General features: G+C 68.2%; 18 protein-coding genes. 9 read left to right on the top strand and 9 right to left on the bottom strand.

Annotated elements, in window-relative coordinates; genetic code table 11:
* Positions 1-254 precede the first annotated feature (254 nt).
* Together ACWV14_RS14695 and ACWV14_RS14690 are read right to left on the bottom strand one after the other, a co-directional pair.
* The gene (locus ACWV14_RS14695; protein ID WP_454909258.1) at positions 255-551 is read right to left on the bottom strand and encodes a hypothetical protein; all 297 of its coding nucleotides are present in this window, start codon (positions 549-551) and stop codon (positions 255-257) included.
* Positions 552-609: 58 nt separating this feature from the next.
* Positions 610-876: a hypothetical protein gene (locus ACWV14_RS14690; RefSeq protein ID WP_454909257.1), complete on the bottom strand. Its 267-nt coding sequence runs from the start codon at positions 874-876 to the stop codon at positions 610-612.
* A 105-nt stretch (positions 877-981) separates the two neighbouring features.
* Here ACWV14_RS14690 and ACWV14_RS14685 point away from each other — a divergent pair, with 105 nt between their 5' ends.
* The 3 genes from ACWV14_RS14685 (at position 982) to ACWV14_RS14675 (ending at position 2467) form a co-directional block, all read left to right on the top strand.
* A complete protein-coding gene (locus ACWV14_RS14685) occupies positions 982-1359 on the top strand; it encodes a hypothetical protein (protein WP_454909256.1) in 378 nt (125 codons plus the stop codon).
* A gap of 79 nt (positions 1360-1438) precedes the next feature.
* Positions 1439-1753, top strand: a complete 315-nt coding sequence (locus ACWV14_RS14680; protein WP_454909255.1) for a hypothetical protein — start codon at positions 1439-1441, stop codon at positions 1751-1753.
* Between the two features lie 141 nt (positions 1754-1894).
* A complete protein-coding gene (locus tag ACWV14_RS14675; RefSeq protein ID WP_454909254.1) occupies positions 1895-2467 on the top strand; it encodes a DUF4865 family protein in 573 nt (190 codons plus the stop codon).
* Between the two features lie 137 nt (positions 2468-2604).
* On the opposite strand, the gene ACWV14_RS14670 is transcribed toward ACWV14_RS14675, so the two are convergent.
* Positions 2605-3456 carry a LysR family transcriptional regulator gene (locus ACWV14_RS14670; RefSeq protein ID WP_454909253.1) on the bottom strand — a complete coding sequence of 284 codons (852 nt, stop codon included), beginning with the start codon at positions 3454-3456 and terminating at the stop codon, positions 2605-2607.
* Positions 3457-3530: 74 nt separating this feature from the next.
* Between ACWV14_RS14670 and ACWV14_RS14665 the strand changes: the two genes are divergently transcribed.
* Both ACWV14_RS14665 and ACWV14_RS14660 read left to right on the top strand, forming a co-directional pair.
* Positions 3531-4679, top strand: a complete 1149-nt coding sequence (locus ACWV14_RS14665; protein WP_454909252.1) for a DSD1 family PLP-dependent enzyme — start codon at positions 3531-3533, stop codon at positions 4677-4679.
* A 66-nt stretch (positions 4680-4745) separates the two neighbouring features.
* The gene (locus ACWV14_RS14660; RefSeq protein ID WP_454909251.1) at positions 4746-6011 is read left to right on the top strand and encodes an acyl-CoA dehydrogenase family protein; all 1266 of its coding nucleotides are present in this window, start codon (positions 4746-4748) and stop codon (positions 6009-6011) included.
* Between the two features lie 21 nt (positions 6012-6032).
* Here ACWV14_RS14660 and ACWV14_RS14655 read toward each other — a convergent pair whose 3' ends face one another.
* Complete coding sequence (locus ACWV14_RS14655) at positions 6033-6347, bottom strand: hypothetical protein (RefSeq protein WP_422086328.1); 315 nt, start codon at positions 6345-6347, stop codon at positions 6033-6035.
* 336 nt (positions 6348-6683) lie between these two features.
* Entirely contained in the window at positions 6684-7508 is an 825-nt protein-coding gene (locus ACWV14_RS14650) for a crotonase/enoyl-CoA hydratase family protein (RefSeq protein WP_454909250.1), read from the bottom strand.
* A gap of 90 nt (positions 7509-7598) precedes the next feature.
* Here ACWV14_RS14650 and ACWV14_RS14645 point away from each other — a divergent pair, with 90 nt between their 5' ends.
* Together ACWV14_RS14645 and ACWV14_RS14640 are read left to right on the top strand one after the other, a co-directional pair.
* Entirely contained in the window at positions 7599-9467 is a 1869-nt protein-coding gene (locus tag ACWV14_RS14645) for a PhoX family protein (protein WP_454909249.1), read from the top strand.
* 31 nt (positions 9468-9498) lie between these two features.
* Positions 9499-9888, top strand: a complete 390-nt coding sequence (locus tag ACWV14_RS14640; protein WP_454909248.1) for a DUF488 domain-containing protein — start codon at positions 9499-9501, stop codon at positions 9886-9888.
* Positions 9889-9900: 12 nt separating this feature from the next.
* Here ACWV14_RS14640 and ACWV14_RS14635 read toward each other — a convergent pair whose 3' ends face one another.
* The gene (locus ACWV14_RS14635; RefSeq protein WP_422086324.1) at positions 9901-10509 is read right to left on the bottom strand and encodes a glutathione S-transferase; all 609 of its coding nucleotides are present in this window, start codon (positions 10507-10509) and stop codon (positions 9901-9903) included.
* A 124-nt stretch (positions 10510-10633) separates the two neighbouring features.
* Here ACWV14_RS14635 and ACWV14_RS14630 point away from each other — a divergent pair, with 124 nt between their 5' ends.
* Positions 10634-11092, top strand: a complete 459-nt coding sequence (locus tag ACWV14_RS14630; RefSeq protein WP_454909247.1) for an Lrp/AsnC family transcriptional regulator — start codon at positions 10634-10636, stop codon at positions 11090-11092.
* A 4-nt stretch (positions 11093-11096) separates the two neighbouring features.
* Here ACWV14_RS14630 and ACWV14_RS14625 read toward each other — a convergent pair whose 3' ends face one another.
* Positions 11097-11999: an SDR family oxidoreductase gene (locus ACWV14_RS14625; protein WP_454909246.1), complete on the bottom strand. Its 903-nt coding sequence runs from the start codon at positions 11997-11999 to the stop codon at positions 11097-11099.
* A gap of 168 nt (positions 12000-12167) precedes the next feature.
* Here ACWV14_RS14625 and ACWV14_RS14620 point away from each other — a divergent pair, with 168 nt between their 5' ends.
* Positions 12168-13049, top strand: a complete 882-nt coding sequence (locus tag ACWV14_RS14620; RefSeq protein WP_454909245.1) for a CoA transferase — start codon at positions 12168-12170, stop codon at positions 13047-13049.
* Between the two features lie 10 nt (positions 13050-13059).
* On the opposite strand, the gene ACWV14_RS14615 is transcribed toward ACWV14_RS14620, so the two are convergent.
* Together ACWV14_RS14615 and ACWV14_RS14610 are read right to left on the bottom strand one after the other, a co-directional pair.
* A complete protein-coding gene (locus tag ACWV14_RS14615; protein ID WP_454909244.1) occupies positions 13060-13965 on the bottom strand; it encodes a hypothetical protein in 906 nt (301 codons plus the stop codon).
* 37 nt (positions 13966-14002) lie between these two features.
* Positions 14003-14908 (bottom strand): DMT family transporter, encoded by a 906-nt coding sequence (locus tag ACWV14_RS14610; protein ID WP_454909243.1) that lies wholly within the window; start codon positions 14906-14908, stop codon positions 14003-14005.
* Between the last annotated feature and the right edge of the window lie 155 nt (positions 14909-15063).

Here is a 15063-nt window from a genome sequence, read left to right as displayed (position 1 = left end):
GCCCGTCGTAAATCAACCGCCAGACATTGCACCCGCCAGCACAGGGAGACTCACCGTACGCCTGCGCCGCAACCACTTGCGGCGCCAGTGGAGAAAGATCCGAAGTGCCATCGTTCGGCGACGGCGTGCCCCCGATCACAAGGGCTGTCACGCCGGCTGCAACCACTTTTGTAACCATCAACATGTTTGTCTCCAGCAATTGGTCACAAATCCAAGATAGGCCTGCCGAAGACAAAAATCGCCGGGGTTTACCCTCAATCTGTTGCCGTCGCGCCCGGCTTGGAAGGCAGGTCGCCTTCCCGCAGTTTTCGGCCGACCCACATCATTCCCGTTTCGTAGTTCGCGGCACCGACCTGGATGCCGCCCACGGTGCGAAGCGCACCGGTTCCGTCATCGGTGGCAGGGCCCTCGCCTGTGTATTCGCCGGGAACCAGCAGGCGGCCTTCTTTCAGGAAATCGGCAATGCGCAGTTCGCGCATTGCGCGGCCCCAGTGCCACTGTTTCTTGATGTCGTAGGTGCCCGCCTTCTTCGGGGGCTTGGATTTCTTCATGTGCCTCGGTCGCTCGCAAAACAAACAGGCGCCAGCATAGCCTGCGCTTGTTCGCTCATCAGAGCCGGCCGTTGGCACCCCGCTCTTGCGCAACCAGAAGCTCTTCCCCCTCCTCACGGGGCCCGACGTTCAAATCTTCCGACATCCCCTTAAGCACCACATACCCAGCCTGCAGGGCCTCGAGGTATGTTGAAAAGCCTGTAGCGGCTTCCATCAGCGGCTCGAATTCCATCGAGTTGTCGAAGGACTCCAGGAGCACCCAGAAATAGTCCCCTGCGTCGTGTTGGTCGACAGTCAGGGCGATAGAGATAAGTTGGCCAGCCATTCACTCATGGTGACAACTCCCGGTGACAGTTCCGCTTACGCGTGAAGTAAGCGGCGTGACTCTCTAGCCGACTGCCTCGAGAAAAGCGAAGTCCATGGTCCTCGCGTGATAGTGCAGTCCGCCGTCCTGCACGGGGTGCTCGGCAAGACGAACTTGCACGAGTGGTCGCAAGACGTCACCGGCCACAACCACGGCTTCGGGCCTTCGCGCAGTCCGTTCGACAGCACCCGCATCACCGGCGGGCCGCTGCGGCTGGGCGCGATGCAGCTCATGGGTGTGCGCCTGGGCGTGCCCGAAGCCTATTTCTGGGAAGAATTCGACCCGCCCGTGGCCGAGTTGGCCCGCGACGGCCTGCCCGCCGGGCTGGAACTCACCGGGCCCGAAGGCGCCGATTCGATGCTGATGGCGCTCGCACTGGGCGTCGAATCCGCCCTGCCGCGCGCGCCGGTTCCCGCCGCGTTGCAAGGGCTGGCCGGCGGCTGAAACCCGCATCGCCAAAACACTACATCCCTTCACGCATCAGGCCTTCACGCCTTGCCACGCAATCGGCGATGCTAGAGGCATGCCCATCGCGAATTCATCGAATTCCCTGCCACACCGTCGCCGCGGATGGCGTACCGCCGCGCTGATCTACTCGGTCGCGGGCGCCGTCTGCATCCTCGGCTGCGCGCTGGTGCCAGAGAGCGACGTGGGCATGCTCGTGGCCATCGCGGGCGGGCTGCCCTGGTCGCTGAGCCTGCTGACGCTGGGGCTTTCTCCCGGCGTGGCGAACACGGCGCTGCTGATGCTCACGGCCAGCTGGGCGGTCAATGCCGCGCTGCTGTGGTGGATGGCGCTGCGGCGGCCGGGCCGGCACTCGCCGTCGCACCTGGCCTGACGCGGCATCCGACAAGCAGGCGGGCCGGACGGCCAATCATTGATTGCGCCGGCGCATCACAGCTATATCGGTCGCCCTCTTCTCGCGCGGCTCCTGCACGCGCAAGCTCCCTGGTGACTAATTCATCACAAGGAGCTTTCGATGTTCGCGATGCAGTACTCGCACAGACTTCCCGCCGACTACGACATGCAGGTCATCCGCCAGCGCGCGACCCGGCGTGGCCCGATTTGGGACGACACCGAGGGGCTGGTCTTCAAGGCCTTCGTCGCGCAGGAGCGTGGGCAGCACGGCGCCGCGGGCCATCTGTATGCGTCGGTCTACCTGTGGCTCGACACCCAGGCACCCGCGCGCTTTCTCATGGGGGAGCGCTTCCAGAGCGTGATCGACTCGTTCGGGCGGCCGAGCGTGGAAACATGGCTGCCGCTCGACGCGCGTGCCGGTGCGGGCAGCGCACGAAAGGCTTTGTCGCTGTACCGTGAAGAACAGGCAATCAACGCGGCAGCAGATCGCGCTGCGCTGCATGCGACGGAGGCCGAAGCCAACCGCCAACTCGCCGTGCAGGCGGACACGGTCGCGGTGTGGTCCGTGCTCGACCTCGCAGCTTGGCGCCTGGTGCGCTTCACGCTGTCGGCGCGCCCCGTCGAGGCGGTCGATGGCGCCACAGCCTACGAGGTGCTGTACCTCGCCAGGCCGGGCCTCGGGCAACTGGCATGACACGGGTCCGCCGCATCGAAATGTGCCTTGCGCATCTGGCGAGCGTTGGCGCAGTGGCGGCGCTGCTCTGCGGTCTGGCACTGTTGCTGGCTGAATTGGCCCGGCGCCTCATCGCCGCGTAGCGGTATGCGCGGCGGCTACGCGGCGGTCGAACGGATCGCCGCCGCCAGGCTTTGCAGTGTGCTGCGCGCCTGCGCGTCAGATACACCGGTGTGCAGCACCACTTCGCGCGACGGCAACGGCGGCAAGCCCAGCAGCGGTCCCACGTCGACCGTGCCGAGCGGCGCCACGCGGCGGCCGAGCGCAGCCACCGCGAGTCCCGCCGACACCGCCGCACCGATCGTCAATACGCCGCCGCCCACGAACACTTCCGTCCAGGGCACGCCGCCCTCGGCCAGCGTCGCGATGGCCATGCTGCGCACACTGCACGGCTCGGCCTGCGTGGCCAGCCGCAGCGGCTCGCCGCAGCGGTGCACGAAGTCGGGCGCGGCCATCCAGCCGAACTGCTCTTCGAGCAACACCTCGCCATCGAGCCGGCGACTGTCGTGCCGAAGGATGACGACCGCATCGATCTCGCCGCGGTCGAAGGCGTCGAGCAGGTCGCGCGAGGTGGAGACGCGGATTTCCATCACCACGCGCGGCTCCGCGTCCTTCATGCGCCGCAGCAGCAAGGGCAGCTCAGCGCCCACGATGTGATGGCTGATGCCGACCACCAGCCGGCGCGCCTGCGTGCCGAAGGAATCGAGCGCGCCGTCGTGCGCGGCCAGCAGGTGCCGCGCGGACGGCAAGAAGGCGAGGCCCTCGGCGGACAGCCGCACCTGGCGCGGCGTGCGCTCGAGCAGGCGGCGGCCCAATGCATCCTCGAGCCGCTTCACTTTGAGGCTCACGGCCGACTGCGAACTGTCCATGGCCTCGGCCGCCCGCGTGAAGCTCTTGAGGTCGGCCACGCGGATGAAGGCTTGCACAGCCTCGATGTCGAGTGTCTTCATTTCGGTGCGATCATTTCACAACGCACTTTTTCGCGCTCCGCCGCTTCAACACCTCCTGCAAAGGCTCCCCCACGATGTTCCTGGACACACAACCCAACGCCCCGCTGATCGGCGCGCCCAATGGCCGCCAACAGCTCGACACGCCCGCACTGCTGATCGACCTGCCCACCATGACGCGCAACATCGAGCGCATGGCCGCCTTTGCCAAGTCGCGCGGCATCGGGCTGCGCCCGCACGTGAAGACGCACAAGTCGGTAGAGATCGCAAGGCGCCAGGTGGCGGCCGGCGCCATCGGCGTGAGCTGCGTCACCATGGGCGAGGCGGAGGTGATGGTGGAAGGCGGCATTCCGGGCGTGCTGATCACCTCGCCTGCCGTCACGCCGAGCAAGATCGCGCGCCTCATGAAGCTCGCGCAGCGCGCCCGCCCAGGCGACGTGATGGTGGTGGTCGACAACCCCCGCAACCTGGCCGACCTGGCGCAGGCCGCCGGTGCGCTCGCGCATCCGCTCGACGTACTGGTGGACTACGGCGCGGGCTACAACCGCACCGGCGCCGCCACGCAGGCGCAGGTGCTCGAACTCGCCGCGCTGGTGGCCGCCGAGCCGCGACTGCGGCTGCGCGGGCTGCAGTCATACGCGGGCAACCTGCAGCACATTGTCGAGCGCGACAAGCGCAGCGCGGCTGCGGCCGGCCTGCGCGAGACCGTGGCAGGCATCGTCGCGGCCGCCGACCGCCAGGGCCTGCGCTTCGAGATCGTGACGGGCGCTGGCACTGGCACGCACGACCTCGACTCGCAGGAAAACGCCTTCACCGAGCTCCAGGCCGGCTCCTATGTCTTCATGGACGCGGAGTACACGACCGTGCTGGCCTCCGGCGGCCAGCCCTCGCCCTTCGAGGTGTCGCTGTTCGTGCAGACGGCCGTGGTCAGCACCAACGCGGCGGACTGGGTCACGGTCGATGGCGGCACCAAGTGTTTTTCCACCGACAGCGGCATGCCGCTTGTGGCGCGCGGCGTCGATCCCGCGGCAAGCCGCTACGCCTTCTTCGGCGACGAGCACGGCAAGCTGCTGCTGCCCGCCGATGCTCGGCCCGCACTCGGCGCGCGCGTCGAGTTCATCACGCCGCACTGCGACCCGACCGTCAACCTGCACGACGCGTACCACGTGGTCGATGGCGACAAGCTGGTCGCGATCTGGCCGGTGGATGCGCGCGGCAAACGATAAGCGGCATAAGAAAACTCGAAAAGCGCATTTCACAAGCGCGGCGCGAGGGCGGACAGTCGGGGCCACATGGAATCCCTCATCGACGCAGCGACGTCCTCCGCCACGCACGGCGGCGGCGGTGCGCAAGCCCCCTCTTCCCGGCAGCTCTTCGCCCGCTTCCGCCCCATCTTCCAGCGCATCGCCGAACACGCCGCGCAACGCGAGAACGAACGCGAACTCGCCTACGAGCCGGTGGCATGGCTCAATGCCGAGCGCTTCGGCGCATTGCGCGTGCCGCTGGCGCATGGCGGCATCGGCGCGTCGGTCGCGCAGCTCTACGACCTGCTGATCGAACTCGGCGAAGCCGACTCCAACCTGCCGCAGATATTGCGCGCGCACTTCGGCTTCATCGAACGGCTGCTCGCGGAAATCGATCCCGCGCTGCACGGGCCGTGGATGCGCCTGGCGGCCGAGGGCGTGATCTTCGGCAACGCCACCACCGAGCTGGGCGACGGCTCGCTCACCACCATGCAGACCACGCTGAAGCCCGACGGCGACGCGTGGCTGCTCGACGGCGACAAGTACTACAGCACTGGCACGCTGTACGCGGACTGGATCTCGGTCTCCGCGCAACGGCTGAACGCCGACGGCAGCAGCGAGCGCGTGATTGCGCTGGTGCCCGCGGAGGCCGAAGGCGTGGAGCGCATCGATGACTGGCGCGGCTTCGGCCAGCGCCTGAGTGCATCGGGCACCACGCGCTTTCGCAACGTGCGGGTGAAGCCTGGCAACGTACTGCTGTACGTGCGCGACCAGCCCACGCCGCTCACCGCGCATTTCCAGCTGATTCACCTGGCCACGCTGGCCGGCATCGCACGGGCCATCGTGCGCGACGCGGTCGCCTTCGTGCAGCCGCGCAAGCGCGTCTACAGCCACGGCAGCGGCAACACGCCGCGCGAAGACCCGCTGGTGCAGCAGGTGATCGGGCAACTGGCGAGCACGGCTTTCATCGCGGCATCCACGGTGCAGGCGGTGGCTCGCGGCCTCGATGAAGTCGACCGCTTCCGCCAGCGCAATGAGGCAGCGCCCGAAAGCCTGTTGTTCGAAGTGGAGCTGAACACCGCCAAGGCCCAGGCCGGCATCGTCGACCTGGTGCTGCAGGCCGGCACGCGGCTGTTCGACATCGGTGGCGCCTCGGCGCTGCAGGAAGACCGGCGGCTCGACCGGCACTGGCGCAATGCGCGCACGCTGGCGTCGCACAACCCGACCATCTACAAGGGCCGCGTGGTGGGCGACCACCTGCTCAACGGCGCGAGGCCGACCTTCTATTGGGCAGTGGGCGCCATCGCGTCCTGAAGCGCCCGATTAGCGCCGAGCTCAGACGCGCGGCAGCGCCGCCAGAAAGGTAGACACCACGATCGCGGCTGCGCGATCGAGCTGGAGGATGCCCTCCACGTCGAAGGCGTGCGGCGCTGTGCGTCCACTCGAACCGAGTGGCTTGCGGATCTCTACAAGAACTTCGGCCGCGAGTTCGCGGTCGCTGCGCGGGCTGCCGTCGGGGTGCATCACCCATTCGTCGACTTGATCGAATGGAATGCTGCGGAAGACCCCGACGATGGGGACGTACTTGTAGCGATCCTCGCCCACCAGGATGGGCACGCTGAGATTGCAGAAAAACGTGGTCGTCGACATGCAGGATCGCCGTCGCTAGGCAAAACGTTCAATTGTTAATGAGTGTGGCTTCAGGAGCCATCCTCCTCTAGGGCAAACACGGGGGAAGACGTGACCTTCTGCACATAAATTGTGTCCAAATTCATTCATTTTCCCCTTAAAACAACTACTTTATTCTTACACAAACCAGCTTGAGTTGCACTTCCCTGGTGCCGGGGAGCTTTGAGCACTGATTTGGCGAGCGCAAAAGCTGTTTACGAAAGGCAACGCGAGCGGGCCCGGAGTTACCGGCCGCTCGCGCAGTCCTGACTGTATGGCTGAATGAAAGCTGCGCCCCGGCCCTGCAGGCCGGCCGCCTCAGGCGGGCGTGTCGAAGCGCGGTGCGCGCCGTTCGATGTTGGCCTTCACGGCCTCGATCTGGTTCGGGCTGCCGATCAGCGCCTGCTGCTCGACAGACTCGGCCATCAGCAGGTCGGCGGCGCTCTGGTGTGCCGATGCATTGAGCAGCCGCTTGCCGGCGCGAATGGCGTCCGGGCTCTTGCCTGCAATCTCGTGCGCCATTTGCAAGGCTTCGGCCAGCGGGTCGGCCGAGAGCCGGGTCGCGAAGCCGATCTGAAGCGCTTCCTCGCCCGAGAAGATGCGGCCGGTGAATGTCAGTTCGCGCACCACGTCGGCACGCGCCAGTTCGCGCATCAGCACCATGCCGGCCATGTCGGGCACCAGGCCCCACTTGATTTCCATCACCGAGAGCTTCGTGTCGGGCGCGACGATGCGGATGTCCGCGCCCAGCGCCACCTGCAGTCCGCCGCCGAAGGCCACGCCATGCACGGCCGCGATGACCGGCACTGGCACTTCCCGCCACACCATCGCGACCTGCTGCGCCGCATTCGAGATGCCGTGAGTGCGCGCCAGCAGGTCTGTGCCAGCGGCACCCTGGCCCAGCACGCCTGCCGCGCCTTGCTGCATGCGTTCGAACGACGCCATGTCGAGCCCCGCGCAGAAAGCCTTGCCGCTCCCGGAAATGACCACTGCCCGCACCGCCTTGTCGCCGCGCAGCGCTTCGCCGGCGGCGATCAGCGCGTCGAACATCGCGGGGTCGAGCGCGTTCATCTTGTCGGCGCGCGAGAGCTGCAGTTCCACCACGCCGTCGGCGTGGCGGGTCCATTCGATGCGGTCGGTCATTCGATGTCTCCTGGGCGGTCCGGGCGCGAGTATCGCCCGGCACGGCGCTCGGCGATGATGGCGGCTGTCACCTACACAACAGCTCTCGCCATGTCCCTGGACCGCCGCCGCTTTCTTCTTCAATCGGGCTCCGCCGCCGCCGTCGTGGCGCTTTTCGGCCAGGGCTGCGCGGCGCCAGCCGCCGGGAAAGCCGATGCCGGAGTGCTGGGCTTCACGGGCGTACCCGCCTCGCTGCGCGACGGCGTGGTCATACCGCCCGAATACGAATGGCAGTTGCTCTACCCATGGGGCACGCCCACCGGTGTCGCGGGCCGCATGCCGGCGTTCGCTCCCGACGCCTCCAACAGCGCCGACGACCAGGCCGCGCAGGCCGGCATGCATCACGACGGCATGCACTTCTTCGCCCTCGACGCCAGCGGCGACCGCGGCCTGCTCGTGATGAACCATGAGTACACCGACGAGCAACTGCTGCACGCCGACGGCGCCAGGCAATGGACGGCGGAGAAGGTGCGCAAGTCGCTCCATGCGATGGGCGTGTCGGTCATCGAGATCCGCCGCACGCCCGAAGGCTGGCGCCAGGCGTTGCCTTCGCCGTACGCCCGGCGCGTGCACGGCAATACTCCGATGCGCCTCGCCGGCCCGGCCGCCGGCACGCCGCTGATGCGCACCGCCGCCAACCCGGCCGGCGACGCGGTGTTCGGCACCTTCGCCAATTGCGCGATGGGCGTCACGCCCTGGGGTACCTACCTGACCTGCGAGGAAAACTTCCACGGCTATTTCGGCGGGCCGAAGGAAGCCGCCGCGCGCATGACGGCCGCGCAGCGGCGCTACGGCACGGTGCCCGGCTCGCAGTGGGTCGAGTACTGGCGCTTCGACGAGCGCTTCGACCTGAGCCGGCATCCGAACGAGCCGCACCGCTTCGGCTGGGTGGTCGAGATCGATCCCTTCGACCCCACCGCCACGCCCATCAAGCGAACGGCGCTGGGCCGCAAGCGCCAGGAAAGCGCGACCTGCACCGTCGCGAAGGACGGCCGCCTCGTGGTCTACATGGGTGACGACTCCCGCTTCGAATACATCTACAAGTTCGTCAGCCGCGACAAGGTGCGCCCCGGCACCGATGCCGCCGCGCGGGCCGCCAACCGCCACCTGCTCGACGACGGCACGCTCCACGTGGCGCGCTACGACGCCGGCGGGCGCGGCCAGTGGCTGGAACTCACGCACGGCCGCGGCGGCCTCGACGCGGCCGGCGGCTTTGCCGACCAGGCCGAAGTGCTGATTCACGCGCGGCTGGCCGGCGACGTGGTCGGCGGCACAAAAATGGACCGGCCCGAATGGATCGCGGTGCATCCGCAGTCCGGCGAGGTCTATGTCACCCTCACCAACAACAGCCAGCGCGGCGACGCCGGCAAGCCCGGCACCGACGCCGCCAACCCGCGCGCCAACAACCTTTTCGGCGGCATCCTGCGGTGGCGCGAGGACGGCGGCGACGCCGCCAGCACCGGCTTCGCCTGGAACCACTTCGCACTCGCGGGTGATCCTTCTCAGCCGGGCAGTGGCGCACGCTATCCGGCAGCCGGGGCCGACATGTTCGGCGCGCCCGACGGCCTGCACTTCGACCAGGGCGGACTGCTGTGGATCCAGACCGACATGAGCGGCCAGGTGATCGGCAAGCCGCCCTATGCCTCGCTCGGCAACAACCAGATGCTGTGCGCCGACCCGGCCTCGGGCCGCATCAAGCGCTTCCTGACCGGGCCGAACGGCTGCGAGATCACCGGCTGCGTGGTGACGCCCGACCGGCGCACGCTGTTCGTCAACATCCAGCACCCGGGCGAGGCGCGCGACGACGGCGACAGCAAACACAACAGCGCATGGCCCGATGGCACAGTGCCGGGCAGCGCGCGGCCGCGCTCGGCAACGCTGGCGATCCGGCGGCGGGACGGCGGCATCGTCGGCACCTGAGACAGTATTCGAGAGAAGAAAGGAAAGCCCCATGAGCATCCGCATCGTCCGCCTGGGCACCCCGCGCGCAGATGGTGAAGGCCTGCGCGTCGGCACCGTGCGCCGCCCGCCGCGCGGCGTTCCGAAGGCCGAGTTCGCCTCGCAGAACTGGTACGACGTGTGGTACCCCAACCTCGCGCCGTCCGTCGAAACAATGAAGCAGGCGCAGGAAGCGCAGACGCCCGCGCAGTGGAATGCCTTCGTGCGCAAGTTCAAGGCGGAGATGGCCGAGTCCGACGCGAGCCGCAGCCTCGACCTGCTGGCCGCGCTCTCGCACAACACGGCCCTGTCGGTCGGCTGCTATTGCGAGGACGAGGCGCACTGCCACCGCTCCGTGCTGCGCAGCCTGCTGGCCGAGCGCGGCGCGGACATCGCGGACTGAAGAACGCCGTCGTCAGACCTGCGGCGCGCCGAGGAACACCGGCAGGCTTTCAGCACGCGCGGCGTAGGCAGACAGCACGGGAAAGCCATCGGCCGCAATGACGTCGGCCAGCATCAGCTGCGTGAAGGACCACGCCACGGCCGTCGAGACACCGGCCTGCGTCATCGTCTTCTCGTCTGCTGGCGGCAGTGACGCAGCCACCTCGCCCTCGAGCGCCGAATACGCCGCCACGAGCTGGCCGCGCACCCTGTCCACCCAGGGCTGGTGCAGCTTTTCGGCCGGCCGCAGGTTGTGCTCGTAGACGATCTGCACGGTCTTCTCGCAGGCCGCGAGCGCGAGCCCGGTGATGCGCAGGGCGCGCGCCCGTTCGGCAATGGCGGTGGGCATCAGGCTGCGGCCGCCAAGCGCCTCGGCGTAGTCGATGATGAGCGTCGAATCCATCAGCACCGTGCCGTCGTCGCAAACCAGCGTGGGTGCCTTCACCACCGGGTTGATCGCGCGAAACTGCTCGAAGGTGCTGAACACCGAGACTGGCCGGTGCTCGAAAGGCACGCCGAGCAGCCGCAGCGAGATGGCGGCGCGCCGCACGTAGGGTGAGTCGAGCATGCCGACGAGTTGCATGGGTTCTCCTGGAAAAGATGGCCACTACGTTACCCGCGAGGCGCCTCGCGGCGAAGTGCGATCCATCGAAAATCGCGGCCTCGGACCGATCGATCATCGGCGGCGCAACCTCCCCGACACGCACATGAACATCGACAAGAAAGACCGGCTGATCCTCGAAGCGCTGCAGGCCGATGCACGGCAGAGCCTGGCCGCCCTTGGCAAGCGCATCGGCCTGTCACAGCCGGCCATGAGCGAGCGGGTGCGCAAGCTCGAAGAGGCCGGCGTGATCGAAGGCTACGGCGCGCGCGTCAACCTGCGCGCGCTGGGCGTGGGCCTGCAGGCCATCATCCGCATCGAGACCACGCATGCGGGTATCGCCAGCTACCTGAAGCTGTTCGAGGCCATGCCGGAGGTACTGAGCGCCGACCGGGTGACCGGCGCAGACTGCTTCATCGTGCGCTGCGCGATCGCCGAGCCGGCGGACCTGGAGCGCGTGGTCGACGCGCTGGCGATCGATGGCGCGGTGACCACGTCGCTGGTGCTGTCGAGCCCGGTCAACAAGCACGTCACCGTGCATGCGGCCCGGCCGCCGAAGAAGTAGCCGGTCAGCGCTGCGCCTTGTCTTTCTGGTTCTGCGCCTCGATGCGTTCGCGCGCGGCCTGCCAGTCGGCGTCGCTCCACTGGCGCAGCTCGTAAAAATTGCCGCCGGTGGCCAGCGCATTGCCGCCGTCCATCATGATGCTCTGGCCTGTGAGCCAGTCGCACTGGCCGGGCGCCATCAGGAAAGAAGCCAGGTTCTGCAGCTCGCTCATGCGGCCGGTGCGCGCCATCGGGTTGGTCTGCCTGCTGCGCGCGCCGGGCTCTTCGCCGGGGTTCAGGCGCTTGCTCATGCCTTCAGTGGGAATCTCACCGGGGCCGACCGCATTCAGGCGGATGCCGTGCCGCGCCCACTCCACCGCGAGCGACTTGGTCATCACCTCGATGCCGGCCTTGCTCATGGCCGAGGGCACGACATAGGGGCTGCCGTTGTCGACCCAGGTGACGATGATGCTCATCACGCTGCGGAAGGCATCGCCCTGCTTCCACTCGCCCGACTTGGCCTGCGCCACCCAGCGCTTGCCCACGGCCTGCGTCACGTAGAAGCTGCCGTGGAACACGATGTTGGCGATGGCGTCGAAGGCGCGCGGCGAGAGGTTCTCGGTCGGCGAGACGAAGTTGCCCGCCGCGTTGTTGACCAGCCCGGTGAGGCCGCCGCTCTGGAACAGGCTCTCGACCATCTCGTCGACCTGCTGCGCGATGCGGATGTCGACGCCGAAGGTGTCGATGCGCCGGCCCGGGAACTGCTGGCGCCATTCGGCGGCCGTTTCCTCGCAGACCGACTGACGGCGCCCGCAGATGGCGACGTCCGCACCCAGGCTCAGGAAGCGCTCGGCCATCGCGCGGCCCAGGCCGGTGCCACCGCCGGTCACGAGAATGCGCTGGCCGCTCATCAGGGAAGCTTCAAACATGGTTCGTCTCCTGTCGTTTGCATGTGGTCGAGGCAGCGGCAAGGGAGGTGGCTGCCACCGGCACATGCTACGCGCGGGCCTGCACCCCGGCTTGCGGGAAGTGGCTCCTTGGAACCCCGCGCCACGGGGTGAGAATGTCCGAAACGAGTTTCCTGGAGACAACAGCCGATGCCCGATTCCACAAGCCCTGCCCTCGACCACGCCGCACCTCTGGAGGGCGTGCGCGTCCTGAGCCTCGCGCTGAACCTGCCCGGCCCGGCCGCGCTGCTGCGTTGCCGCGGCATGGGTGCCGCCTGCCTCAAGCTGGAGCCGCCCGGCGGCGATCCGATGGCGCTTTACAACCGGCCGGCCTATGCGGCGCTGCACGAGGGCATCGAGATCCGCGCCGTCGATCTGAAAAGCGAAGCCGGGCAGCAGCAGCTGCATGCCGAACTCGCGGCGACCGACGTGCTGCTGACTTCGTTCCGCCCCTCCGCCCTGGCCAAGCTCAGGCTCGACTGGCCGGCGCTGCATGCGCGCTACCCCAGGCTGTCGCAGGTGGCCATCGTCGGCGCGCCGGGCGAACGCGCCGAGGAGCCGGGCCACGACTTGACCTACCTCGCGGAAAGCGGGCTCGTGACCGGCACCGAGCTGCCGCCCACGCTCTACGCCGACATGGGCGGCGCCCTGCTCGCGAGCGAGGCGGTGCTCAAGGCCATGCTGCTGCGGTCGCGCAAGGCCGACGGCGTGTACCTCGAAGTCGCATTGAACGCATCTGCCGACTGGCTCGCCCTGCCCCGCACCTGGGGCCTGACGCAGCCTTCGGGTGCGGTCGGCGGCGCGCATGCGGGCTACCGGGTCTACCCGTGCGCCGACGGCCGCGTGGCGGTGGCAGCGCTGGAGCCGCATTTCGCGGCCCGGCTCTGCGAGGCCGCGGAGATTGCCTCGCGCGACATGATGGCGCCGGCCACGCACGAGGCACTGGCCAACTGGCTGGCGACGCGCACCCGCGAGGAACTCGAAGCCATGGGCCGCGAGCGCGACGTGCCGCTGTTCACGCTGGCCGGCTGATCGAGCTGCTTCAGCGCGTCGCCACGCCGTCGCGCTGCCGGTCCTCGCGTTTGAGCGCGAGATAGGTATCCAGGTCGACCTCGTGCAACTGGCGCGGGTACTGCTCGGCAGCCGCGAACCAGCGGCGCTGGCGGCGGTCGGCCTGATCGGAACCGGGTGCCGCGAGGTAGGCGTCCAGCGTCAGGAAGTAGCGCATCGCATTGCGCTCCACCAGCCCACGCAGCCCGCGGATGTAGTCGGGCTGGCCGTCCGGCGTCTTGCCGACCACCGTGAAACCGACCTTGTCGCTGCCGAAAGTCGCAAGAAAGGCCGTGGTGCCGAGCCGGACCATCGCGTTGTGGTCATAGCTGTAGCTGAAATGCAGGAAGCTCTTGTGCTCATCCAGCGCCAGGGCCTCGAGCTTGACGAGATAGTTGCTCGTGCCCAGCGGCCCGCTCTCGGCCGACAGTTCGACCGACAGATGCTCGGGCGTGGCACCCACGACGCGGTAGACGAACGGCAGCTCGAAGGCCTGGTCGATGGGCTTGTCGTAGCGCCGCACCACGTAGAGCGTGAGCATGTCGCGCCCTTGCGGCCCGCTGGCCACGGTGCAGCGCCGGTTGTTGATGTGCAGGGTCAGCACATCGCACCAATGGGCCGATCCCTTGAGCGTGCTGCTGATCTCCGGCAGCGGATGCTCGACCACGGCATAGACGTCGCCTTGCAGGCCGTCGGCAGTCTCCACGGAGTCGATCTGCACAGGCCGCCCGAAGCTGTTGTGGTCGAGCTTGTCGCTCAGGCGCTGGTGGGTGGCGCGCAGCGTCTGGGCGGCTGGCGATTCGGGCGGGGCGGCAAGCCCCGCCGTCGAAGCTGCAATCAGAAGTGCGCCCGTCAAGGAGCGCAGCCATGGAACCGGCAGGTGGGGCGAACTGCTCATGGGGCCACACCATACAACGGAAGGTCTCGGCGTGCCTTCAATCGGTCTGTGCGGATCTGCTGCGCCGCACCAGCAGCAACATCGCGCCCGCGAGCAGCACCGCGCCGGCCCACTGGCGCGGCGACATGGGCTGGGCGAGCAACGCGGCAGCCAGCAAGGCTGCCACCAACGGCTCGATCAGCGTGCCGATCACCGCCGAGGTCGGCGACAGGCGCCGCGCGCCCCAGGCAAAGGCAAGGTACGCCACCGAGGTCGTCACCACGCCGGTATAGCCCACCGCGAGCCATTGCGCGCCGCCTTCGGGCCAGGTGATGCCGCCGGGCCATGCGACGGCCAGCATGCACACGGCCGCGACCGTCATGCCCCAGGCAGATGCCGTGGCGGCTGGCACCCTCGCCGGCATGCGCGCATTGCCCAGCACCACCATCGCGTAGCAGAAGGCCGAAGCCACAGACCAGGCCACGCCGGCCGCATGCCCAGGCGCAAGAGGCCCCCATCCGGCCGCCGGCATCACCAGCAGCAGCACCCCTGCAAGCGCCAGCAGGACGCCCGCCAGCAGGCGCGCGCCGAGGCGCTCGTAGCCGCGCACCACCGACACCAGCGCGACGATCACCGGGGCACAGCAGATCGAGATCACCGTCGGCAGCGCGGCACCAAGATAAGAGATACCCACGAACCAGCAGCTCACGTTGAGCGCCATCGCGGCGCCGGTTGCCAGCACCTGGAAGCGCTCCCGCCCCGCCAGGTCAGCCCATTGCCCGCCCGGCCCTGCGGCGGCTCGCCAGTGCAGCCACCACAGCAGCGGCAGGCCCAGCGCGAAGCGCGCGAGCGACAGGCTCTGCGGCGCAATGCCGCCCTCGATCAGGAATTGCGCCACCAGCGCACCTCCGCCCCACAGCGCGCCAGCCAGCAACACGCCGCCCCAAGCCAGGGCGGCAGACATTCTTGCGTTCATTGTTGAAAGTTCTCCATGACGCCCGCCAAAGCCGATCGGCTGCGATCGGAAGGCGGACATGACCATACAAGCCGCGTCCGGCCTCAAGGCGGACGGCGGCGACCACTTGCGGGCCTGAACGCGGCGCAGAAGGCGCGCGCGTC

This window comes from Variovorax durovernensis, from assembly GCF_977011995.1.
The sequence above is the reverse complement of the archived record's forward strand: the minus strand, read 5'-3'. Positions and strand labels throughout refer to the sequence as shown.